A 21,557-nucleotide genomic window follows, 5' to 3' on the forward strand; every position below is an offset into this window, starting at 1 on the left:
GGGGATCGCGCTCCCCCCGCTCAGGCGCCCTGCACCCGTTCGCCGTGCTCGTCCCAGTGCGCCGCAACCTTCTTCGACGGCTGCACCCGCGGCGGCTCCCCCGGCATCTTCGGGAACTCCGGAGGGAACGGCATCTCGCCGAGCCCGTTCCCGACGTCCCGTTCCCACCAGTCCAGGAGCACGTCGATCCGCCCGGGGCGCTCCTGCATGCGCGCCCAGGGATCGCCGACGTCGGCGAGACGCTGCGGCACGGTACGAACGGTGAAGCGGGCCGGATCCACGTCGTCCAGCTCCTCCCACTCGATCGGCGTCGAGACGGTCGCTCCGGGCAGGGCGCGCGGACTGTACGCCCCCGCCATCGTGCGATCGCGGTTGGCCTGGTTGAAGTCGACGAAGATGCGCGTCCCGCGCTCCTCCTTCCACCAGGCCGTCGTGACGCGATCCGGCATCCGCCGCTCCAGCTCCCGGCCCGCGGCGATCACCGCGTGCCGGACGACGAGGAACTCCCACTCGGGCACGATCGGGCAGAAAACGTGCAGACCGCGGTTGCCGCTGGTCTTGACGAACGCCTCGAGTCCCGCCTCGCGCAGCACCGCACGCAGCTCATGGGCGGCGGGGATCGCCTCGGCGATGCCCGTGCCGGGCTGCGGATCCAGATCGATGCGCAGTTCCACCGGGTTGTCCGTGTTCGCGGCGAGCGACGCCCAGGGGTGGAACACGACCGTGTTCATCTGCACGGCCCACACCGTCGCCGCCGTCTCCGTGAGCACGATCTGGGGATGCCTCCGGCCGCTGTTGTACGTGCACATCACGCTCTGCACGTAGTCCGGCGTCCCCTTCGGCGGGTTCTTGGAGAAGAAGCTCTCCCCGCCGATGCCGTCGCGGAACCGTTCGAGCGACACGGGTCTGTGCCCGTTCGCCGATAGGAACGGGACCGTGACCGCCTCCGTGTACGCGGCCAGCTCGGCCTTCGTGATCGGACCGCCGGGTGCCTCCGGCCAGACCTCGCGGTTGGGGTTGGACAGGTCGACCGTGCGGTCGCCGTCCGGGCCCGGGATCGTCAGCCTCGTGCGCTCGGTCGCCATGCCTCGAGCGTAGGGCGGGGCGGGGCGGTCGCGCCAGGGTCCGCGGAGTCCGGCGCGACGGCCCTCAGGCCGCGGTCCGCGCCGCGCCCAGGTCTTCGAAGACGGCGGTGTTGAACCGGTAGGCGCGACGCACCTCGTTGAGCATGCGCTGCTGCTCCGCCGGGGAGAGCTCGGCGCCGAAGGCGTCCAGCGCGCTCCGGTACGCGGCCTTGAAGGCGGCCGGATCGCCGATCGCGCCGAAGTCGTAGAACGCGGCACCGGCGTCGTCGAAGCCGAACTGCGCCGAGACCCGGCGGGCGATGTGCTGGCCCCCGGAGAGGTCGCCGAGATACCGCGTGTAGTGGTGGGCGACGAGACCCGCCGTCCAGCCCTCCGCGGCGATGGCACGGATCCGGGCGACGTACGCCGTGGTGGCGGGCACCGCGGCGATCCGGCGACGCCAGTCCTGCCCCCGCAGTCGCACGAGGTCGCGGTCGAGGGCCGCGCGACGGGTCAGCCCCTCGGGGTGGAGGGTCGCCAGACGCGGATCCGAGGACAGGGCTCCGGCGGCCTCCTCCAGCGCGTCGTAGAGGAACCAGTGCTGCGCGACGAGCTCCGCATAGTCGTCGAGGGTTCCGCGGCCACGCAGGATGTCGGCCATGAAGGACGCTCCCTCGCTGTCGCCGTGGTCGCTCCAGGTCGCGGAGCGCAGGCGCGCGGCGAAGCCTTCCGCGGATCCGTCCGCAGCGGCAGCAGGACCGCGCCCGGCGGCAGCAGGAGCGTGGCCGGCGGGGGCGGAGCCGTGCTCCTCGCGCGGCGTCACGCCGAGCCGCTCGCAGGCCGTGCGATAGAGCGTCACGACCGCGCGGCGGATCTGCGGACGCTCGGTGACAGGACGGTGCGACCAGGGCACGACGAGCTCCTGTCGGCCGGACGGGACCTCGGCGATCCACGTGCCGCCGTTCTCGTCGAGCCCCGCCATCGATGCGGCGGAGGCCTCGGGGAGACCGAAGGCGCGCACGATGAGGAGGTTGTCCTCGGGGTGGTCGTCGTTCATGTGCGCGGTCACCGCGGCGACGACGGACGGGTCGAAGGTCAAGGCGGACCCCCTTCGGGTTAGGCGAGCCTCACCCGATTCAATCACGTCGCGATGCGTCGCGACGCACGGCGATCACGGGCGGCTCCGGGACGGTCAGCGCAGCACGCGCGCAGCCTCCGCACCGATCTCGGCGGCGATCGCGTCGAGGAGGTCGGAGCGCAGGTTCCACTGCTGCCAGTAGAGCGGCACCGCGGTCTCCGCGGCGTCCAGCCGGAGGAGCCTCCCGTCGGCGAGCGCCTCCTCGGCCTGCGGCACGGGGAGCAGCGCCCACCCCATCCCCAGCTCGACGGCGACCGCGAAGTCGGCCGAAGCCGGGACGTAGTGGCGAGGCACGGTCCAGGAGTCGACCCCGCGCGCGGCCAGCCAGTCGTGCTGCAGGAGGTCCCTCCGGTCGAAGTCGACGAAGGGAGCCACCGCGAGCGCCTCGGCCGTGACCCCGCCGCCGAACCAGCGCCCGACCACGCCGGGCGTCGCGACCGCCGCGTAGCGCAGGGCCCCGAGCGGTTCGACCCGGCAGCCGCCGACCGCCTCGGCCTGGGAGGTGACGGCCGCCATGACGGCGCCCGACTCCAGCAGGCGTGCGGTGAAGTTCTGATCGTCCCTGTGCAGGTCGAACTCGACGTCGTGGGACTCCGCGAGCCGCGCCAGCGGCGGCAGGAACCAGGTCGCGAGCGAGTCGGCGTTGACGCCCAGCGGGATGCGGATGCGCGCGCCGTGCCTGCCGGCGGCCAGACCGAACCCCGCGATCGCGTCACGTTCGAGCAAGGCGATCTGCCGCCCGAACCGGGCGACGGCCTCCCCCGCCTCGGTGGCGCGCACCGGCTTCGAACGCACCAGCAGGATGCGCCCGAGCTGCTGTTCGAGCGTCTTGATGCGCTGGCTCACCGCGGAGGGGGTGAGCAGGAGGCGACGCGCGGCCAGATCGAAGCTGCCCTCGTCGAGGACGACGGCCACGGTCCGCGCGAGATCCGGATCCACCTGCACATCACCGATTCTAATGTGAGGTAAGGAATCTTCGCTGGTGCTGAATCGCGTCCCCGGCCTAGCGTGAGAGCGTGCTCACGCTGCTCGCCGGTCTCGGCCTCATGTTCTCGCTCATCATCGCGGTCGGTGCGCAGAACGTCTTCGTGCTGCGGCAGGGCCTGCGCCGGGAACACGTGCTCCCCGTCGTGGTCATCTGCGCCGCCTCCGATGCCGCCCTCGTCCTGGCCGGCACGGCCGGCCTCGGCTACCTGGTCACCTCGATGCCCTGGTTGGTGGTCCTCGCGCGGTGGGCCGGCGGGATCTCGCTCGTGATCTACGGCGTGCTCGCGGCGCGGCGGGCGTGGAGGTCGGGCGGCGAGGCGCTCGCGGCGGATCCGGGCGGCACCGACGCGGAGGCCGGATTCCCGTCCGCGGCGGACGGCTCCGGAAACGTCGCCACCCGCACCCGGCCGGCGCTGGCGCCGGTGATCCTCGCGACGCTCGCGTTCACGTGGCTGAACCCGAACGTCTATCTCGACACCGTGCTGCTGATCGGGTCGATCGCGGCGACGCATGGCGAGGGACGCTGGCTCTTCGCCGCGGGCGCGATCGTGGCCAGCGTGATCTGGTTCTTCGGCCTGGGCTTCGGCGCCCGTCACCTCGGCCGGTGGCTGCGCACGCCGCGCGCCTGGCGGATCCTGGACACGGTCATCGCGGTGATCCTGGTGGTCATGGGAGTGGGGCTGGTGCTGCCGGTGCTCGTCGGCTGAGGACCGGTCCCGCTCCGCTCAGCGCCCTTCCGGGGATCCCGGGCGAGCGGAGCCGCGGGGTTCCGAGTCTTCGGGGCGCTCGGGGGCGGGGCGTTCGGATCCCTCTGCGTTCTCCGTGGCCGCGAGGTCGCGGAGGAACCGCGTCACCACCCGGCGTTCCTGGGAGGTCATGCGCGCGCCGACCTCGAAGCGTCGCGCGTGCAGACGGCCCACGCCCGCGCGTGCGGAGCGGCGCGTCTCGGGCGTGATCTGCAGCACGATCGAGCGACGGTCGGCGGGGTGAGGCAGGCGGCGCACATGGCCGCCCCGTTCGAGCCGGTCCAGCATCTTCGTCGTCGCGGCCGAGCTGATCCCCAGGTGCTCCGCGAGCGCTCGGGCCGTCGCGAGCTCCCCCGCGTTCTCGCAGGCCATGAGGTAGCGGACCGCGCGCATGTCGTTCTGATTCAGCTTCATGTACTGGCGGGACGCCGCACTCATGCGCTCGTCGGCTTCGCGCCAGGCGCGCAACGCCGTCATCATCCCGACGATCTCGTCGACCTCCGCCTCCGCCAGATGCGCCCGCGCGACGAGGTCGGCGTCGGGATCGATCACACGTGGATCGATCATCGCGCGCCCGGCGCGGGCTTCGGAATCGGGGACTTCCACGTGAGGACCCTATGCCATAGGGTTTACTTCTAACAAGGTAATTATCTAACCTGGTTAGCCAAGGAGGCCTGTCGTGACCGCAGACATCGAGAGGGTCGTCCTCCTGAGCGCCGACGGATCCGAGATCGGCACGGCTCCCAAGAGCAGCGTGCACGGCGCGGACACCCGCCTGCACCTCGCCTTCTCCTGCCACGTCTTCGATCCCCAGGGGCGCCTGCTGGTCACCCGGCGCGCGCTCACCAAGGCCGCCTGGCCCGGCGTCTGGACCAACTCCTTCTGCGGACACCCCGCGCCCGGGGAGGAACTCGTCGCCGCGGTACGCCGCCGGGCGGAGCACGAGCTCGGGCTCCCTCTCGACACCGTCGAGCCGGTCCTGCCGTTCTTCCGCTACCGAGCGACGGATGCGGCGGGCATCGTCGAGAACGAGATCTGTCCCGTGTACCTTGCCACCACGTCGCAGGCCGCGAGGCCGCATCCCGATGAGGTGATCGAGCACCGCTGGGTGGACCCCGACGATCTCGCCGAGTCGGTGCGACGGGCGCCCTGGGCGTTCAGCCCGTGGCTCGTGCTGCAGGCGCAGCTGCTCCCGTTCCTCGGCGGAGGCAGCGGGCTCGAGGAGCTGGCTTCGTGATCGACAGCACCCTCTCCTCCGACGTGCTCGCCGATGTCGAGGCGGTCATCGACGGGTCCTTCCAGGACATCGCTGCGCGCATCGACGACGCGGAGGGCTTCGACGCGGTCTGGGAGCAGGCGCGCGGTGCGGCCGCGGGGGGCAAGCTCCTGCGGCCACGCCTGCTGCTGGCCGCGCACGCGGCCTTCGCCGATGCGCCCACCGAGAATGCGATCCGCGCCGCGGCGGCGCTCGAACTGCTGCATCTCGCCTTCCTCCTGCACGACGACGTGATCGACCGCGACCTCGTCCGCCGCGGCGCGCCCAACCTCATCGCCCGGCGCCGCGACGCGGCCCGCGCGTCGGGGGTCGGCGAGGCCGAGGCGCTGCGCTACGGCGGAAGCTGCGCGATCCTCGCCGGCGACCTCCTGCTCTCCGCCGCGCACAGGATCATCGCGGAGCTCGACGCCCCCGTCGCCGACCGGCGGGCGCTCACGGGGGTGGTCGCCGACGCGATCGACGCCGCGGCGATCGGCGAGCACGCCGACCTCGTGCTGAGCCTGCGCGGCCACGCCGACGAGGGGGCGATCCTGCGCACCATGGAGCAGAAGACCGCCCGCTACTCCTTCAGCGCCCCGCTGCGGATGGGCGCGCTGCTCGGCCGCGCGGAGCCCGCCGTCATCGAGGCGCTCGGGTTCATCGGCACCACGATCGGCGTCGCCTTCCAGGCGCGGGACGACGTCCTCGGCGTGTTCGGGGATCCCTCGCTGACCGGCAAGTCGGTGGTCTCCGACCTCCGCGAGGGCAAGCTCACGCTGCTCGTCGCGCATGCCAGGAGTCATCCGGCCTGGATCTCGGCGGCATCCCTCTTCGGCGATCCCGCGCTCGACGACGAGGGCGCGGCCGTGCTCCGGAGCGCCATCGAGCGCTCGGGCGCGCTGGCGCGGACAGAGGCGGTCATCTCCGGCCTGGCCGCCGAGGCCCGGGCGTCGATGCTCCTCGCCGCGCTCCCCGCCGCGCTCGTCGACGACCTGGATCGCATCATCGACGCGGCCACGGAGCGCGGCCGATGACCGGGGCCGCGGGCCTCGCCCTCTACGACCGCGCCGCAGCGCGCGGCTCGGCGCAGGTTCTGGAGAGCTATTCGACCTCGTTCCGCCTCGCGACGCGGCTCTGCGGCCCGTCGGTACGGGCGGATCTCGCCGCGATCTATGCGCTCGTGCGCGTCGCCGACGAGGTCGTCGACGGCTGCGCGGCCGACGCCGGACTGTCCTCGCCGCAGTGCCGCGAGGTCCTGGACGGCCTGGAGCGCGAGGTCGAGGCCGCGCTCGCGTCGGGCTACAGTGCCAACCTCGTCGTGCACGCCTTCGCCACGACGGCGCGCGCGACGGGCATCGGCACCGACCTGACCCGTCCGTTCTTCGCGTCCATGCGCCGCGACCTGACCCCGCTCGCCTTCACCGAGGAACGCGAACTCGACGAGTACGTGTACGGATCGGCCGAGGTGGTCGGACTCATGTGCCTGGCCTCGTTCCGGCGCGGGCTGCGACCGGACCCCGTCCGGGACGCGCGGTGGGACCGCGGCGCGATCGCGCTGGGATCGGCATTCCAGCGCGTGAACTTCCTCCGCGACCTCGGCGAGGACGCCGATGGGCTCGGACGACGCTACTTTCCGGGCATCGACCCGCACTCCTTCTCGGATGCGCAGCGCGACCGGATCCTCGACGGGATCGACGCCGAGCTCGCGATCGCGCAGGCCGTGATCGGCGAGCTTCCGGCCTCCTCCCGCCGCGCCGTCACGGCGGCGCACCTGCTGTACTCGGAGCTCTCGGCGCGGCTGCGCCGCACGCCCGCGCGCGAGCTCGTCGAGCGCCGTGTGCGCGTGCCCGCCTCCCGCAAGGCGACGCTGCTCGCGCGCGCGGCACTGTACGGTCGCACCCGCGCGGGCCGGGATCGCCGCGCGGGCGGTGACCCCCGATGAGCCGCGTCGCGGTCCTCGGCGGAGGCATCTCCGGACTGGCCTCGGCGGCCCTGCTCGCCGCGGATGGACACGAGGTCTCCCTGTTCGAGCAGTCCGACCGGCTCGGCGGCCGGGCGGGACGCTGGGAGCAGGACGGATTCCGCTTCGACACCGGCCCGTCGTGGTACCTCATGCCGGAGGTCTTCGACCACTGCTTCCGCCTCCTCGGCACGAGCGCGGAGAGGGAGCTCGACCTGGTCCGGCTGGACCCCGCGTATCGGGTGTTCTACGAAGGGGCGGCGCCGCTCGACGTGCGCTCCGACCGGGAGCGCTCGCTCGCCCTGTTCGAGTCCGTCGAGCCGGGTGCGGGCGCCGCGCTCGCCCGGCACCTGGACTCGGCCGCGCGGACGGCCCGGATCGCGAACGACCGCTTCCTCTACACCGACTTCTCCCACCCGCGCGCGTTCCTGCCCGGACGCGACCTGCGCGAGCTGCCCCGGCTGGCGCGCCTGCTGGGCACCTCGCTGCAGAGCATGGTCGAGGCCTCGTTCACCGACCGGCGGCTGCGGCAGATCCTGCAGTACCCCGCCGTCTTCCTGGGCGGCGCACCGGGCATCGCCCCCGCGCTCTTCCATCTGATGAGCTCGTTCGACCTCGCCGACGGCGTGCTGTACCCCCTCGGCGGTTTCGGCGCTGTGATCGACGCGTTCGCGCGGCTCGCCCGCGACGCGGGGGCGGCGCTGCACACCCGGGCGCGCGTGCAGCGGATCCTCGTCGAGGCGGGCGCCGTGCAGGGCGTCGCCGTCGCGCACGACGGCCTCGTGCGCGAGGAGCGGTTCGACCAGGTGGTGAGCACGGTCGACATGCACCACAGCGACACCGCCCTGCTGCCGCCGAGGGCTCGGGAGCGCTCCGCGGCGCACTGGCGCAGGGCCAATCCCGGAACGGGCGCGGTGCTCGCGATGCTGGGCGTGCGCGGGCGGCTTCCCGCACTCACCCACCACAACCTCGTGTTCACCGCAGACTGGGACACCAACTTCGACGCGATCTTCGGAACGGCTCCCCGTGTCCCCGATCCGGCCTCGTTCTACGCCTGTATGCCGAGTGCGACCGATCCCGGCGTCGCGCCGGACGGGGACGAGAACCTGTTCCTGCTCATCCCCGTGCCGGCCGATCCGGGCATCGGAGCCGGCGGTCTCGACGGGAAGGGCGCGGCGGGGGTCGAGGCCATCGCAGATCGCGCGATCGCCGAGCTCTCCGTGCACGCGCAGGCGCCCGATCTCGCCGAGCGGATCGTCGTCCGCCGCACCGTGGGGCCGGCCGACTTCGCCCGGGATCTGCACTCCTGGAGGGGATCGGCGCTGGGCCCCGCGCACACGCTGCGCCAGAGCGCGTTCCTGCGCGGACGCACCCGCTCTCGCACGACGAGCGGCCTCTTCTACGCGGGCGCCACGACCCTGCCGGGGATCGGGCTGCCGATGTGCCTCATCAGCGCGGAACTCGTGCTCAAGGCGTTCCGCGGCGACCGCACCTCCGGCCCGCTGCCCGTTGTGGAGGAGGCACGATGAACATCCTCTACCTCGGGCTGCTGCTCGTGTCGATCCTGTGCGTCGGACTCGTCGACGCCCGGTGGCGGCTGTTCCTCTGGGCGGATCCCCGACGCGCACTGCTCGTGCTCGCCGTGGGCCTCGCGTTCCTGCTGCTCTGGGACGGCGTGGGGATCGCGACGGGCATCTTCTCGCGCGAGGGGAACCCGATCTCGACGGGGATCCTGCTGGCCCCGCACCTGCCCGTCGAGGAGCCCGTGTTCCTGCTCTTCCTCGTGCAGGTCACGATGGTGCTCTACACGGGTTCGCGGCGGATCCTGCAGACGAGGGCGGAGCGGCGCTCGTGACCGGGACCTACCTGCTCGTCGACGCCGTCTTCCTCGCCCCCTGCGTGATCGTGCAGGCGGTCCTCTGGCGTCGCCGACCCCCGGGGCACGCGCGGGCGCTGGTCCTCGCCACGCTCGGACTGATCCTGCTCACGGTCGTCTTCGACTCCCTCATGATCGCCGGCGGCCTCTTCACGTACGCGCCGGAGCGGATCAGCGGGATCCGGATCGGCCTCGCCCCCGTCGAGGACCTCGCCTATCCGCTCGCCGCCGCCCTGCTCGGCACCGCGCTGTGGAACCTCCGCGGACCCGCCGACCGCGCCCGCCGATCCCCCGCGGATCCCGGATCCGCCGCCCGCTCCTCGGCGGGACCGCGTCCCGAGGAGCCCCGCCGATGAGCACGATCGCCGCCCGCCCCCTCCTCCGCGACCTGCTGCTCACGTCGCGCCCCCTGAGCTGGATCAACACGGCGTTCGGCTTCGCCGCCGCCTACGTCCTCACGACGGGGCGGATCGACGCGGCGTTCGTGATCGGCACGCTGTTCTTCCTCGTGCCCTACAACCTCACGATGTACGGGATCAACGACGTCTTCGACTACGCCTCCGATCTCGCCAATCCCCGCAAGGGGGGCGCCGAGGGCGCCGTGCTCTCCCCCGCTCGCCACCGCGCGGTGCTGGCGTGGTCCGTGCTCCTGCCCGTCCCGTTCGTCGTCGCGCTCGTGCTTCTCGGCGATCCGCTGTCCTGGCTCGTGCTGGCGATCAGCCTGTTCGCGGTCGTCGCCTACTCGGCGCCGGGGCTGAGGTTCAAGGAGATCCCGTTCCTCGACTCCGCGACCTCGAGCGTGCACTTCGTCTCTCCCGCCGTGTACGGCCTCGTGCTCGCAAGGGCGACGCCGACCGTGCCCCTTGTCGTGCTGCTGCTCGCCTTCTTCGCCTGGGGCGTCGCGAGCCACGCGTTCGGCGCCGTGCAGGACGTGATCCCGGATCGGGAGGCGGGGATCTCGTCGATCGCGACCGTGCTGGGCGCGCGGTGGACCGTGCGCTTCGCCCTGGCCCTGTGGGCGCTCGCCGGGGTGCTGATGCTCTTCACCGCCTGGCCCGGCCCGCTCGGTGCGGCGCTGGCCATCCCGTACATCGTCGCGGTGTGGCCGTTCCGAGGGGTCACGGATGCGGACTCCGCGGCCACGAATCGCGGGTGGCGCCGTTTCCTCCTGCTCAACTACGTCTGCGGGTTCCTCGCGACCATGCTCCTCATCGGGTGGGCCGCGCTCGGCGGCTCGGCCTTCTGAAACCCCGCCGGATCGGCCCGGAACCCGCCGGATCGACTCGAACCCGCCTGGTCGACTCAGAAGAGCGGCGCCGCAGGTGCGCCCAGGCCGCTCGCCAGCACGATCCCGAGACTCACGACGCCGACGAGCGCCACGAATCCCGCGACGGCGGCGAGCAGCATGCCGCCGGGCATCCTGGCTTGCTCGTCCTCCGCTCTCAGCGCATCGTTCGCGGCCCCCATCCGCCGGCCGGACCCGATCCACAGCGCTCCTGTCGCGATCAGGCCCGCGATCCCGCCCAGGATCCACCACGCGCTCCCGAAGGCGTGCGGCAGCAGCCTCATGGCCGCGAGGGATCCCGCCGCGAGGGCGAGACAGGTGCGACGCCAGGCCAGCTGGGTGCGCTCGGGTTGCAGTCCGGGGTCGAAGAGGGTCATCGCAGCAGGATCGACAGCAGCACGAGCACGCCGGAGCCCGCGACGGCGACCGCGAGGAGCACGCCGAGGAGAGAACCGGGCAGGGGCAGCCCGAGCCGGAGCGCGCGCTCCGCGCGCATCCAGGTGCGCCAGGCCAGCACCGGCGTGAGGATCCCGGTGATCACGAGCACGAGGGAGGCGGCGAGACGGAACCCGGGATGCAGGTCGAGCGCGAGCACCTCGAGCGCCACGCCGCCCGCGATCAGGGCGAGCGCGGTGCGGATCCAGGCGAGGAAGGTGCGCTCGTTCGCGAGCGTGAACCGCGCATCGGGCTCCTGCCCGCGCGAGAACACGGAGCGAGGGAACCGTGGGCCGCTCATGCCGCCACCGTCCGGAATCCGGCGTTGCCCATCGAGTCCGTCGCCCGCGACGGACCGCCGCAGACACAGGCAGGACCGCAACCGCCCCGATCGACCATGTGTCCTCCGTCCACGCGCGCGTGCCTCCATTCTCCCGCCTCCCGAGCCGGGGACACGACGAGATCCGCGCGGGTGCCGCGCCGGACACGACGAAGGTCCGCCCCGAGAACGGAGCGGACCTTCGAACGAGCCCTGTGCGGGCTTCCGACCGGATGGTCAGATGGCGTTGACGTCCAGCGGGATGCCGGGGCCGAACGTGGTCGACACGGCGCCCTTCTGGATGTAGCGGCCCTTGGAGCTGGACGGCTTGAGGCGGACGATCTCCTCGAGCGCGGCCTTCATGTTCTCGTCGAGCTGCTCGGCCGAGAACGACGCCTTGCCGACGACGAAGTGCACGTTGGCGTGCTTGTCGACGCGGAACTCGATCTTGCCGCCCTTGATCTCCTCCACGGCCTTGGCCGGGTTGGGGGTCACGGTGCCGGTCTTGGGGTTCGGCATCAGGCCGCGGGGACCGAGGACCTTACCGAGTCGACCGACCTGGCCCATGAGCTCCGGCGTGGAGACGGCCGCGTCGAACGCGGTCCAGCCGCCGGCGACCTTCTCGATGAGCTCGGCGCCGCCGACCTCATCGGCACCCGCGGCGATCGCGGCCTCGGCGGCCGGACCGGTCGCGAAGACGATGACGCGGGCGGTCTTGCCGGTGCCGTGCGGGAGGATGACGGTGCCGCGCACCATCTGGTCAGCCTTGCGCGGGTCGACCGAGAGCTTCAGCGCGACCTCGACGGTGGAGTCGAACTTCGCGGAGCCGGTCTCCTTCGCAAGGACGACGGCCTCGGACGGGGTGTAGAAGCGGTCTGCCTCGATCTTCGCGGCAGCAGCGTTGTAAGCCTTGGACTTGGTAGCCATTGTTCTCTCCTCAGCCCTCGACCGTGATGCCCATGGAACGGGCGGTTCCTGCGATGATCTTGGACGCGGCCTCGACGTCGTTCGCGTTCAGGTCGGCCTGCTTCTGCTCGGCGATCTGACGGACCTGCTCGGCCGTGATCTTCGCGACCTTGACGGTGTGCGGAGTGGCGGAGCCCTTCTGCACGCCCGCGGCCTTCTTGATGAGCTCGGCGGCCGGCGGGGTCTTCAGGACGAAGGTGAAGCTGCGGTCCTCGTAGACGGTGATCTCGACGGGGATGACGTTGCCGCGCTGCGACTCGGTCGCCGCGTTGTACGCCTTGCAGAACTCCATGATGTTGACGCCGTGCTGACCGAGCGCGGGGCCGATCGGCGGGGCCGGGTTGGCGGCGCCGGCGTTGATCTGGAGCTTGATCAGGCCGGTCACCTTCTTCTTCGGTGCCATGATGATTCCTTTCTCGAGCGGATGCCCTGGGGCGTCCCTCTCCCGCGGATCCGGCATCTCCGGAACGCGGTGGCGTTCGCGCGCACGATGAACGGGCGCACAAACCACACAAGTCTACCGGATCCGGGGTTCCTCCGCATCCCGGGCCGCCCCCACATCGGCAACAGGAACTCCGGAAGCTCACCGGAGACTTCGTGAGTCACCTGCTCCGGAGTCCCGAACGCGAGAATGGCCGCCCCTCGCGGGACGGCCGTTCTCGATGCGCTTCGCGAGGAAGCGTCAGATCATCTTGGTGACCTGGTCGAAGGAGAGCTCGACCGGGGTCTCGCGCTCGAAGAGCGAGACGAGGACCGTGAGCTTGCCGCTCTCGGGCTTGATCTCCGAGATCGTGCCGGGGAGCCCGGCGAACGAGCCCTCCTTGATCGTGATGGTCTCGCCGATCTCGAAGTCGACCTCGGCCGCGACCGGGCGCGCCACCGCGGTGCCGCCCTTGGCAGCCACGGCCTTGGCGGTCGGGACGTCCTTGACCTCGACGAGGGACTTCAGCATGGTGAAGGCCTCTTCGAAGCGCAGCGGGGTCGGGTTGTGCGCGTTGCCGACGAAGCCGGTGACGCCGGGGGTGTGCCGCACGACGGACCAGGTGTCCTCGTTGAGCTCCATGCGCACAAGCACGTAGCCGGGGATCCGGACGCGCGTGACCATCTTGCGCTGACCGTTCTTGATCTCGACGACGTCCTCCATCGGGACCTCGATCTGGTAGATGTCGTCCTCGACCTCGAGCGTCGACTTGCGCTGCTCGATGTTCGCCTTCACCTTGCGCTCGAAGCCGGCGTAGGAGTGGATCACGTACCACTTGCCCGGGAGCATGCGCAGATCCATCCGGAAGGCCTCGTACGGGTCCTCCTCGGCGTCGGCGGGGTCGACGTCGGTCGGGTCGCTCGCCGCGTCGGCGGCGTCGACCGAGGACTCGACGGCGTCCACCACGTCGGCGGCGTCGTCGATCTCGGCGACCTCGTCCGGGTCGAGGACGGGAGCGTCCTCCTCGCCGTTCACGTCGGGGCCGTCGTAGGGGGTCACCGTGTCGGCGGCCTTGGCCTCGCGGTCGGCCTCCTCCTCGGCGGTCGAGTCGTTGAGGACCTCGGCGGCGGCCTCGGACTCCGCGGCCTGGTCCAGGTTGAGAGCGTCGTTCACGATCGCGTCTGCCTCCGGGTCTTCGATGTCGATGTCTTCGTCGTCCGCGTCTTCGTCGTCATCGCCCTCGACGTGCAGGGCGATGTGCTCGGCGGCGGTCACGGCGCGCTCCTCGAAGGCGAGGATGTCGCCTTCCTGCGCCTCGTCGTCCTCACTGGACTGCTCGGCGGCGGTCGCCCAATCGACGTCGTCGCCGAGGTATCGTTCGCGTTCGGACACTTGCTTCACTCCTTCAGGTTCGGCCGGATCGGAGGATCCCGGCCGCGGGATCACGCGGTCTTCCCGGGAACCCCGAAGACTTGCGTCGTCAGCCACGAGAAGGCCATGTCCAGCCCGTACACCAGGGCCATCATCACGATGACGAAGCCGAGGACGACCAGCGTGTACTTGACGAGCTCCTTGCGCGTGGGGGTGACCACCTTGCGGAGCTCCGCGATCACCTGACGGATGAACAGCGCGATGCGCCCGAAGAAGCCGAGCTTCTTGTCGCGGCCCGCGCCGCCGTTCGCCGTGGAGACCACAGCGCCCGATGCGTCCTGAACCATCCTCGAGTACCTTTCGTGTGCCAGCTACGCGCTGACGCGCAGGGCGGACAGGAATCGAACCTGCAACCTGCGGTTTTGGAGACCGCTGCTCTGCCAATTGAGCTACCGCCCTAGAGGCCGTGTGGCCTCTGCCCGCCTTCTCCCCCGGACCGACCAGATGGACGGCACGGCGAAAGAATGCAGACAACAACTGCTCGTCCAGTGTACGGCATCCCCGGACGGCCACCGAACCCGCGGGCCATCCCGGGCGCGTTGCGGCGATCCATCCGACCGCTCCCGTCAGAACAGTTGCCGCCAGTTCGCCTTCGCGAGATCGAGCAGTTCGTCGCCGCGGCCGGAGAGGACGGTGCGGATCGCATAGAGCGCGAACCCCTTGACCTGTTCCGCGTTGACCGCCGGGGGCATGGACAGCTCCTGCCGCTCGCAGACCACGTCCAGCAACGCGGGGCCGTCGTGCGCCAGCACTTCGCGCAGGGCGTCCGGCAGATCCTCGCTGCGCTCCACGCGCCGACCGAAGATGCCCATCGCGTCGGCGACCGCCGCGAAATCCGGATTGACCAGCTCGGTGCCGTAGTTCACGAACCCGGCGGCCTTCATCTCCAGCTCGACGAAGTTCAGCGACGAGTTGTTCACGACGATCGTCTTGACCGGCAGGCTGTTCTGGGTGAGCGAGATGAGCTCGCCGAGCATCATCGTCAGCCCTCCGTCGCCCGCGAGCGCGACGACCTGCCGCTCCGGCTCGGAGGCCTGGGCACCGATCCCGTGCAGCAGCGCGTTGGCCATCGAACCGTGGTTGAACGAGCCGATGAGACGGCGACGCCCGTTCATGTGCAGGTAGCGCGCGGCCCAGACGGTGGGCGAACCGACGTCGGCGGTGAAGACGGCGTCGTCGGCGGCCGCCTCGTCCAGGAGGCGGGCGAGGTACTGCGGGTGGATGGGCTTGCGGCCCTTCGACGGCACCGCCAGCTCGTCGAGCTTGGCCCTCGTCTTGCGGTAGTGCGCGGTCGCGTCGTCCAGGTGTCCTCGGCGTCGATCGGTCTTCAGCCGTGGGAGCAGCGCCGCGGCGGTGGCGCCGACGTCTCCCACGAGCGCGAGGTCGACGGGATGGCGCCGGCCGATGTTCTCGCCGCGGATGTCGACCTGGATGGTCGTCGCGCCGGCCGGGTAGAACTGGGGATAGGGGAAATCGGATCCGAGGACCAGCAGCGCGTCCGCGCCCTCCATCGCCCGGTAGCCCGAGGCGAAGCCGAGCAGCCCGGTCATGCCGACGTCGAAGGGGTTGTCGTATTCGACGAACTCCTTGCCGCGGAGGGCGTGGACGACGGGCGCCGCGAGACGGTCCGCCAGCGCGACGACCTCGTCGTGCGCGCCCTCCGCCCCCGCACCGGCGAGGATCGTGACCTTGGCGGCGGCGTTGAGCAGCGTCGCCGCACGCTCCAGCTCCCCCGGACTCGGCACGACGATCGGCCGGCTCCGCTCGATCATGGCGATCGCATCGTCCGCGGCCTCCGCGAGGGCGATGTCGCCGGGGATCACGAGAACGGCTACGCCGCGCTTCGCGATCGCCTGCCGCATCGCGACCTGCAGCAGCCGCGGCATCTGCACCGGGTCGGAGACGTACTCGACGTACACGCTGCACTCCCGGAACAGCTCCTGGGGGTGCGTCTCCTGGAAGTACTGCGTGCCGATCTCGCTCGTCGGGATGTGCGCGGCGATCGCCAGCACCGGCACGCGCGAGCGGTTGGCGTCGTAGAGCCCGTTGATGAGGTGGAGGTTGCCCGGACCGCAGGATCCCGCCGCGACCGCGAGATCGCCGGTCAGCGCCGCCTCCGCCGCGGCCGCGAAGGCGGCGGTCTCCTCGTGGCGGACGTGCACCCAGCGGATGGTCCCGTCCTTGCGCAGAGCGTCGGTGAACCCGTTCAGCGAATCCCCCGGGATCCCGTACACGCGCTTCACCCCGTTCGCGCGGAGTGTGGCGACGATGTTCTCGGCGACGGTGGTCATGGCGGCTCCCTCCGGAAACGAACAGGACGTCTCCACGCTACGCCCCGCGCACGACGAAGGGCCGGTCGATGCGGATGAGCATCGACCGGCCCTTCCCCGCGCGGTGTGCGGCGCGGGCGTTCTGCGGCCGGGGTCAGGCCACGCGGATGAGCTTCTTGTTGACGAACTCGTCGGCGGCGAGCAGGCCCAGCTCACGGGACGTGCCGCTGCGCTTCACGCCGCCGAAGGGCAGCTCGGGGCTATCGGCGAGCACGACGTTCACGTAGACCATGCCCGCGTCGATCGCGTCGGCCACGCGCTGCGCCTGTGCAGGGTCGGTCGTGTAGACGTAGGACCCGAGGCCGAACGAGGTGTCGTTCGCGAGCGCCACGGCCGCATCCTCGTCGGCGACGCGGTAGACGACGGCCGCGGGGCCGAAGAGCTCCTCGCGGTACACGTCCATCTCCGGCGTGACGTCGGCGAGCAGCGTGGGGGCGAAGAACGCGCCCTCACGCGTGCCTCCGGTGAGCAGCGTGGCGCCCTGGGCGACAGCGCCGTCCACCTGCTCCTGCAGCCGCTCCGCCGCCTGCGTCGAGACGAGCGGGCCGAGCACCGTGTCGTCCTTGGCCGGATCCGACGGGACGACCGCCGACAGCGCGGCCACGGCCTTCTCCACGAACGCGTCGTAGAGCGAGTCCACGACGATGAAGCGCTTGGCGCCGTTGCACGCCTGGCCGTTGTTGTCCAGGCGCGCGTCCACGGCGGCCTGCACGGTCGCGTCGAGGTCGTCGGTGGACAGCAGGATGAACGGATCGGATCCGCCGAGCTCGAGCGCGACCTTCTTGAGGTTGCGGCCCGCGACCTCGGCGACCGCCGCACCCGCCCGCTCGGATCCCGTCACCGACACGCCCTGCACGCGGGGGTCGGCGACGATCGTCGCGGACTGCTCGTTCGTCGCGTACACGTTCACGTACCCGCCGTCCGGCAGGCCGGCGTCGCGGTAGATCTCCTCCAGGAGCGCCGCGGACTCGGGGCACTGCGGCGCGTGCTTGAGGATGATCGTGTTGCCGACCGCGAGGTTCGGGCCGGTGAAGCGGGCCACCTGGTAGGCGGGGAAGTTCCACGGCATGATGCCGAACAGCACGCCGAGCGGCGCGCGCCGGATCACCGCGGTCCCCTCGCCGAGGATGTCCAGCGGCTGGTCGGCCGTGATCTTCTCGGCGTTGTCCGCGTAGAACTCGATGATGTCGGCGGCGAAGTCCACCTCGCCGAGAGCGGCGGCCAGGGGCTTGCCCATCTCCCGCACGATGATCGCGGCGAACTCGTCGCGGCGGGCCCTGTGGCCCTCGGCGATCGCACGGATCACCCGGGCGCGCTCGGCCACCGGCGTGGTGCCCCAGATCGCGGCGGCCGCATGCGCGCGGGCGATCGCGTCCTGGATCTGCGCATCGGTGGCGGTCTCGTAGGTCGCCAGGGTCTCGCCCGTGGCCGGGTTGACGACGGCGTAGTCGGTCATGTCCGGTTCCTTTCGTTGGTGTGAGGGGCTCAGTCGACGGGGATCAGCGTGTACTTGGTGGACAGGTACTCGTGGATGCCCTCGAGTCCGCCCTCCCGGCCGACGCCGGACTGCTTGACGCCGCCGAACGGCGCGGCCGCGTTCGAGACGACGCCCACGTTGAGCCCCATCATGCCGGTCTCCAGGCGGTCGATCATGCGCTGACCGCGCTGCAGGTTCTCGGTGAACACGTAGGACACCAGCCCGTACTCGGTGTCGTTGGCGAGGCGCACGGCCTCGTCCTCGTCCGCGAACGTCGCGATCGCGAGCACCGGTCCGAAGATCTCCTCGCGGAGGATCTCGCTGCCGGCCTGGACGTCCGCGAGCACGGTGGGCTCGTAGAAGGATCCGACCCCGTCGACGGCCTTGCCGCCGGCCAGCAGGGTCGCGCCGCGCTCGACCGCGTCGCCGACGAGCTCTGCGGCCTTCGCCACGGCGTCGTCGTCGATGAGCGGACCGATCGTGACGCCCTCCTCCGTGCCCCGGCCGATCTTCATCGCCTTCACGCGCTCGGTGATCCGACGACCGAACTCCTCGGCGACGTCCTGGTGCACGATGAACCGGTTGGCCGCGGTGCAGGCCTGGCCGATGTTGCGGAACTTGGCCGCCATCGCCCCTTCGACGGCCTTGTCCAGATCGGCGTCGTCGAAGACGACGAACGGCGCGTTGCCGCCGAGCTCCATCGAAACGCGCAGGACGCCCTCCGCGGCCTGGGCGATGAGCTTGCGGCCGACCTCCGTCGACCCCGTGAAGGAGAGCTTGCGCAGCCGCGGGTCGGCGATGATCGGCGCCGAGAGCGCCGAGGAGCGCGAGGTCTGCACGACGTTCACGACGCCGGCGGGAAGTCCCGCCTCCTCCAGCAGCTTCACGAAGTACATCGTCGTCAGGGGGGTCAGTGCCGGGGGCTTGATGACCACGGTGCAGCCGGCCGCGAGTGCGGGCGCGATCTTGCGCGTCGCCATCGCGAACGGGAAGTTCCACGGGGTCACGAAGAACGAGGGTCCGACGGGGCGCTGCGAGACGACCATGTGCCCCGTGCCCTCCGGGTTGAGGCCGTAGCGGCCGGCGATGCGGACCGCCTCCTCGCTGAACCAGCGCAGGAACTCCCCGCCGTAGCCGACCTCGCCGCGGGCCTCGGCCAGGGGCTTGCCCATCTCGACGGTCATCAGCAGCGCCAGATCCTCCTTGTGCGCCTGGACCAGGTCGAAGGCGCGGCGGAGGATGTCGCTGCGCGTGCGCGGCGCGGTCGCCGCCCAGGACTCCTGCGCGGCGACCGCCGCGTCGAGGGCCTTGACGCCGTCGGCGGGAGAGGCGTCCGCGATCGTGCGGATCACGTCGTTCGTGGCGGGGTCGCGCACGTCGAAGGTCTTCCCCCCCTCGGCCTCGACCCACTCGCCGGCGATGTACAGCCCGGTGGGGACGCTGTCGAGCAGCGACTTCTCCTGATCAGTCATGGCGGATCCTTCCTTCGTCTTCTGTCGTGTCTTCGGGGGGCGGCCCTCAGGCCGGGTCAGGGGCGTCGTCGGCACGGGTGCGCGGGACGACGATCATGGGGACGGGGATCACATCGAGCATCTTCGCGGCGGTGGAACCCAGGAAGAGACGGCGGGGCTGGGCGAGGCGGCTGGAGCCGACGAGCATGATCTCACCGGGCCGCCACTCCAGTTGCGCGACGGCCTGCTCGATCGTGTCCCCCTGCGCGACGGCGAGCTCGGCGCGCACCCCGTCGGGAAGCTCGGCCTCCGCGCGGGCGAGCACTTCCTCGCCGTGCGCGGTGCTGACCAGCCGTACCGCCTGCACGTCCATCCCGCGCGGCACGTCGAGCGCGACGAGCGAGACGAGACGCAGCGGCGCACCGCTCGCCGCGGAGAGCCCGACCGCCGCGTCCAGCAGGAGGTCGGCGCCGGGCCGGTGACCGACCGCGGCGGTGATCCGCGAGAGCGGGGCGTCGACGTCGGCCCTGCGGGCATAGGCCGAGGGGGCGAGGGCCACCGAGATCGGCGAGGAGTGCAGCAGGGCCCGGGCGACGCTTCCCATCCGGTGCAGCCCGAACGTCGCGCCGTTCGCGGCGCCGACGACGATGAGTCCCGCGTCGAGCTCCTCCGCGGCCTGGACCAGACCCTCCGCGAACGAGTCCGCGACGCGCACATGGCCGGTGTGCAGCACGTCCGTGGGGATGTGCTGCGCCGCCTCGTCCAACCACTGCTTGGCCTGACCGCGGATGAGGCCCTCGTACGAGGGCTCCGTCGCGACGACCGCGCTCGTGGCTCCCTCATCGGGCAGGACGATGAGCACCCGCAGGGCCCTGCGGGTGCTGCGCGCGATGCGCACGCCCAGGGCGAGCGCATCCGCGCCGGCATCCGTCGCCGTGTAGCCGACGACGATGGCCGTGGTCATCAGCCGTTGTCGCCCGCCGCGCCGCTGGTGCGGCTCGCGTCGAGGATCTGCGCGGCGGCGAGACGACCCATCCGGATCGCGCCGTCGACGTGCTGGTAGCCGGCGCCGGCGAGATCCGAGCACGCGAAGTGGATCGGGCCCACGGGCGTCCGCAGGTCCTTGCCGTAGCGGTGCAGGCCGCCCATGTCGAAGCTCGCCGCGTATGCGCCGCGGGTCCACTCCTCGCTGCCCCAGTCGCTTTCGTAGTAGACGACCGGGTTCTTCGCCTCGGGGCCGTAGTAGTGCGAGAGCGATTCGAGGATCCGCTCCTTGCGCTCCTCGGCGCTCAGCGCGAAGAGGTCGTCGGCGTTCTGGTCGCTCACGAAGCCCACGAGAGTTCCGCGCTCGTCCCCGTGGTTGGTGTTGTCGTACGCCTCGTGCGAGAGCTCGTAGGGGCTGAAGGCCGTGCCGGACAGACCCTGCTCGCGCCAGAACGGACGGTCGTACACGGCGTGCACCTTGATGACGAAGCCCATCGAGATGTGCTGGTGCATCTGGTGCTGGCGGCGCGGGAGCGGCGGCACGAACGAGATCCGGTTGTAGAGCACGGGCGCGAACGCGAGGACCGCGTAGCGGGCGCTGACCGTGAGCGAGTCGGTGACCGCGGTCACGCCGTTGTCGTTCCACTCCAGGGTGCGCACCGGCTGGTCGAGGAGGACGTCGTCGCCGAGCCGCTCCGCGAGAAGGATCGGAACCTGCTGCAGACCGCCGACGACGCGCTTGTCGAGGATGAAGTCGGCGTCGACGAGGTGCGAGTACGAGCCGGCGGACGCTGCCATGAGCAGGGACTGCAGGAGCGAGAACGTGTGGGTCGGCTTGGTGAGCATCGCGGATCCGGTGGCGAAGGCGAGGTTGCGGACAGCCTCGTCGTCGTCGGTCTGGGCGCGCAGCCACGCATCCCAGGAGATCGAGTCCCACTCGGCGGCCTTCGGGTGGTCGTAGGGACGGTCCGGGTCGACCTCGGCGACCATCGCGTCGAGACGCTCGGTGATCTCCGCGATGACCTTCTCCGTCTCCGGGCTCACCGGGAACATCTCACCGGTGAAGCGGTGCACCTCTCCGTCCGGGCCGACGTAGACGCTGTCGCCCTCGCGGTACCGGCTGAAGGTCTCCAGCCCCAGCTCGTCGATCGTCTCGATCAGCGCATCCTGGTCGGGCGAGACCCACTGGCCGCCGATCTCGAGCATCGCGCCGTCGATGACGTCGGTCCACAGGCGGCCGCCGATCCGGTCGCGCGCCTCGAGGACGACGACCGAGAGACCGGCCTTGCGCAACTCGTTCGCGGCGGTGGTGCCTGCGGCGCCCGCCCCGATGACGAGCACGTCACGCGTGATGTCTGCCATTTCCAGCTCCTTCGTCGGGGGAGGCACCACGTGGTGCGTCAATGAGAGAGAAATTGCCGGGCGCGATCCA

General features: G+C 71.3%; 23 protein-coding genes and 1 tRNA gene. 8 read left to right on the top strand and 16 right to left on the bottom strand.

The genetic code is table 11. From position 1 onward, the window contains the following. Window positions 1–20: 20 nt before the first annotated feature. The 3 genes from Q0P88_RS00655 to Q0P88_RS00665 form a co-directional block, all read right to left on the bottom strand. On the bottom strand, window positions 21–1,085 hold the full coding sequence (locus Q0P88_RS00655) for a DNA polymerase domain-containing protein (RefSeq protein WP_295010353.1): 1,065 nt from the start codon (window positions 1,083–1,085) through the stop codon (window positions 21–23). 64 nt (window positions 1,086–1,149) lie between these two features. Beyond that, window positions 1,150–2,163, bottom strand: coding sequence for a biliverdin-producing heme oxygenase (locus tag Q0P88_RS00660; protein ID WP_295010354.1), 1,014 nt, complete (start codon window positions 2,161–2,163; stop codon window positions 1,150–1,152). 93 nt (window positions 2,164–2,256) lie between these two features. Further along, the gene (locus tag Q0P88_RS00665; protein ID WP_295010355.1) at window positions 2,257–3,147 is read right to left on the bottom strand and encodes a LysR family transcriptional regulator ArgP; all 891 of its coding nucleotides are present in this window, start codon (window positions 3,145–3,147) and stop codon (window positions 2,257–2,259) included. A 71-nt stretch (window positions 3,148–3,218) separates the two neighbouring features. Here Q0P88_RS00665 and Q0P88_RS00670 point away from each other — a divergent pair, with 71 nt between their 5' ends. After that, entirely contained in the window at window positions 3,219–3,896 is a 678-nt protein-coding gene (locus tag Q0P88_RS00670; RefSeq protein ID WP_295010356.1) for a LysE/ArgO family amino acid transporter, read from the top strand. Window positions 3,897–3,914: 18 nt separating this feature from the next. Here the strand turns inward: Q0P88_RS00670 and Q0P88_RS00675 are convergent, their stop codons facing one another. Next, the gene (locus Q0P88_RS00675) at window positions 3,915–4,541 is read right to left on the bottom strand and encodes a MarR family winged helix-turn-helix transcriptional regulator (RefSeq protein ID WP_295010357.1); all 627 of its coding nucleotides are present in this window, start codon (window positions 4,539–4,541) and stop codon (window positions 3,915–3,917) included. 73 nt (window positions 4,542–4,614) lie between these two features. Between Q0P88_RS00675 and idi the strand changes: the two genes are divergently transcribed. Genes idi through Q0P88_RS00710 form a run of 7 tightly spaced genes read left to right on the top strand, consistent with a single transcriptional unit; the run spans window position 4,615 to window position 10,272 of the window. Then, on the top strand, window positions 4,615–5,172 hold the full coding sequence (gene idi, locus Q0P88_RS00680) for an isopentenyl-diphosphate Delta-isomerase (protein WP_295010358.1): 558 nt from the start codon (window positions 4,615–4,617) through the stop codon (window positions 5,170–5,172). Then, the gene (locus Q0P88_RS00685; protein WP_295010359.1) at window positions 5,169–6,224 is read left to right on the top strand and encodes a polyprenyl synthetase family protein; all 1,056 of its coding nucleotides are present in this window, start codon (window positions 5,169–5,171) and stop codon (window positions 6,222–6,224) included. The genes idi and Q0P88_RS00685 overlap by 4 nt, the downstream gene beginning before the upstream one ends. Further along, window positions 6,221–7,132, top strand: coding sequence for a squalene/phytoene synthase family protein (locus Q0P88_RS00690; protein WP_295010360.1), 912 nt, complete (start codon window positions 6,221–6,223; stop codon window positions 7,130–7,132). The genes Q0P88_RS00685 and Q0P88_RS00690 overlap by 4 nt, the downstream gene beginning before the upstream one ends. After that, entirely contained in the window at window positions 7,129–8,679 is a 1,551-nt protein-coding gene (crtI, locus tag Q0P88_RS00695) for a phytoene desaturase family protein (protein ID WP_295010361.1), read from the top strand. The genes Q0P88_RS00690 and crtI overlap by 4 nt, the downstream gene beginning before the upstream one ends. Next, window positions 8,676–9,005, top strand: coding sequence for a lycopene cyclase domain-containing protein (locus tag Q0P88_RS00700; RefSeq protein WP_295010362.1), 330 nt, complete (start codon window positions 8,676–8,678; stop codon window positions 9,003–9,005). The genes crtI and Q0P88_RS00700 overlap by 4 nt, the downstream gene beginning before the upstream one ends. Further along, window positions 9,002–9,382, top strand: a complete 381-nt coding sequence (locus Q0P88_RS00705; protein ID WP_295010363.1) for a lycopene cyclase domain-containing protein — start codon at window positions 9,002–9,004, stop codon at window positions 9,380–9,382. Before Q0P88_RS00700 ends, Q0P88_RS00705 begins: the two co-directional genes overlap by 4 nt. Continuing rightward, window positions 9,379–10,272, top strand: coding sequence for a prenyltransferase (locus Q0P88_RS00710; RefSeq protein ID WP_295010364.1), 894 nt, complete (start codon window positions 9,379–9,381; stop codon window positions 10,270–10,272). The genes Q0P88_RS00705 and Q0P88_RS00710 overlap by 4 nt, the downstream gene beginning before the upstream one ends. 56 nt (window positions 10,273–10,328) lie before the next feature. Here the strand turns inward: Q0P88_RS00710 and Q0P88_RS00715 are convergent, their stop codons facing one another. The 12 genes from Q0P88_RS00715 to Q0P88_RS00770 form a co-directional block, all read right to left on the bottom strand. Then, window positions 10,329–10,688: a DUF202 domain-containing protein gene (locus Q0P88_RS00715; RefSeq protein WP_295010365.1), complete on the bottom strand. Its 360-nt coding sequence runs from the start codon at window positions 10,686–10,688 to the stop codon at window positions 10,329–10,331. Further along, window positions 10,685–11,047, bottom strand: a complete 363-nt coding sequence (locus Q0P88_RS00720) for a YidH family protein (RefSeq protein WP_295010366.1) — start codon at window positions 11,045–11,047, stop codon at window positions 10,685–10,687. The genes Q0P88_RS00715 and Q0P88_RS00720 overlap by 4 nt, the downstream gene beginning before the upstream one ends. Window positions 11,048–11,302: 255 nt before the next feature. After that, a complete protein-coding gene (gene rplA, locus Q0P88_RS00725; RefSeq protein ID WP_295010367.1) occupies window positions 11,303–11,992 on the bottom strand; it encodes a 50S ribosomal protein L1 in 690 nt (229 codons plus the stop codon). Between the two features lie 10 nt (window positions 11,993–12,002). After that, window positions 12,003–12,434: a 50S ribosomal protein L11 gene (rplK, locus tag Q0P88_RS00730; RefSeq protein WP_295010368.1), complete on the bottom strand. Its 432-nt coding sequence runs from the start codon at window positions 12,432–12,434 to the stop codon at window positions 12,003–12,005. Between the two features lie 279 nt (window positions 12,435–12,713). Continuing rightward, a complete protein-coding gene (gene nusG, locus Q0P88_RS00735; protein ID WP_295010369.1) occupies window positions 12,714–13,844 on the bottom strand; it encodes a transcription termination/antitermination protein NusG in 1,131 nt (376 codons plus the stop codon). 50 nt (window positions 13,845–13,894) lie between these two features. Further along, window positions 13,895–14,170, bottom strand: coding sequence for a preprotein translocase subunit SecE (gene secE / locus Q0P88_RS00740; RefSeq protein ID WP_295010370.1), 276 nt, complete (start codon window positions 14,168–14,170; stop codon window positions 13,895–13,897). A gap of 39 nt (window positions 14,171–14,209) precedes the next feature. Beyond that, a tRNA-Trp gene (locus Q0P88_RS00745) sits at window positions 14,210–14,282 on the bottom strand. A gap of 167 nt (window positions 14,283–14,449) precedes the next feature. Further along, window positions 14,450–16,174, bottom strand: coding sequence for a ubiquinone-dependent pyruvate dehydrogenase (gene poxB / locus Q0P88_RS00750; RefSeq protein ID WP_295010371.1), 1,725 nt, complete (start codon window positions 16,172–16,174; stop codon window positions 14,450–14,452). Between the two features lie 133 nt (window positions 16,175–16,307). Continuing rightward, entirely contained in the window at window positions 16,308–17,669 is a 1,362-nt protein-coding gene (locus Q0P88_RS00755) for an NAD-dependent succinate-semialdehyde dehydrogenase (RefSeq protein ID WP_295010372.1), read from the bottom strand. Window positions 17,670–17,698: 29 nt separating this feature from the next. Further along, window positions 17,699–19,162 carry an NAD-dependent succinate-semialdehyde dehydrogenase gene (locus tag Q0P88_RS00760; RefSeq protein ID WP_295010373.1) on the bottom strand — a complete coding sequence of 488 codons (1,464 nt, stop codon included), beginning with the start codon at window positions 19,160–19,162 and terminating at the stop codon, window positions 17,699–17,701. A 46-nt stretch (window positions 19,163–19,208) separates the two neighbouring features. Further along, window positions 19,209–20,105, bottom strand: a complete 897-nt coding sequence (locus Q0P88_RS00765) for a universal stress protein (RefSeq protein WP_295010374.1) — start codon at window positions 20,103–20,105, stop codon at window positions 19,209–19,211. Next, window positions 20,105–21,487 carry an NAD(P)/FAD-dependent oxidoreductase gene (locus tag Q0P88_RS00770; RefSeq protein WP_295010375.1) on the bottom strand — a complete coding sequence of 461 codons (1,383 nt, stop codon included), beginning with the start codon at window positions 21,485–21,487 and terminating at the stop codon, window positions 20,105–20,107. The genes Q0P88_RS00765 and Q0P88_RS00770 overlap by 1 nt, the downstream gene beginning before the upstream one ends. Window positions 21,488–21,557 lie beyond the last annotated feature (70 nt).

Origin of the sequence: uncultured Microbacterium sp. (assembly GCF_945952435.1) — a bacterium.
GTDB lineage: Bacteria > Actinomycetota > Actinomycetes > Actinomycetales > Microbacteriaceae > Microbacterium.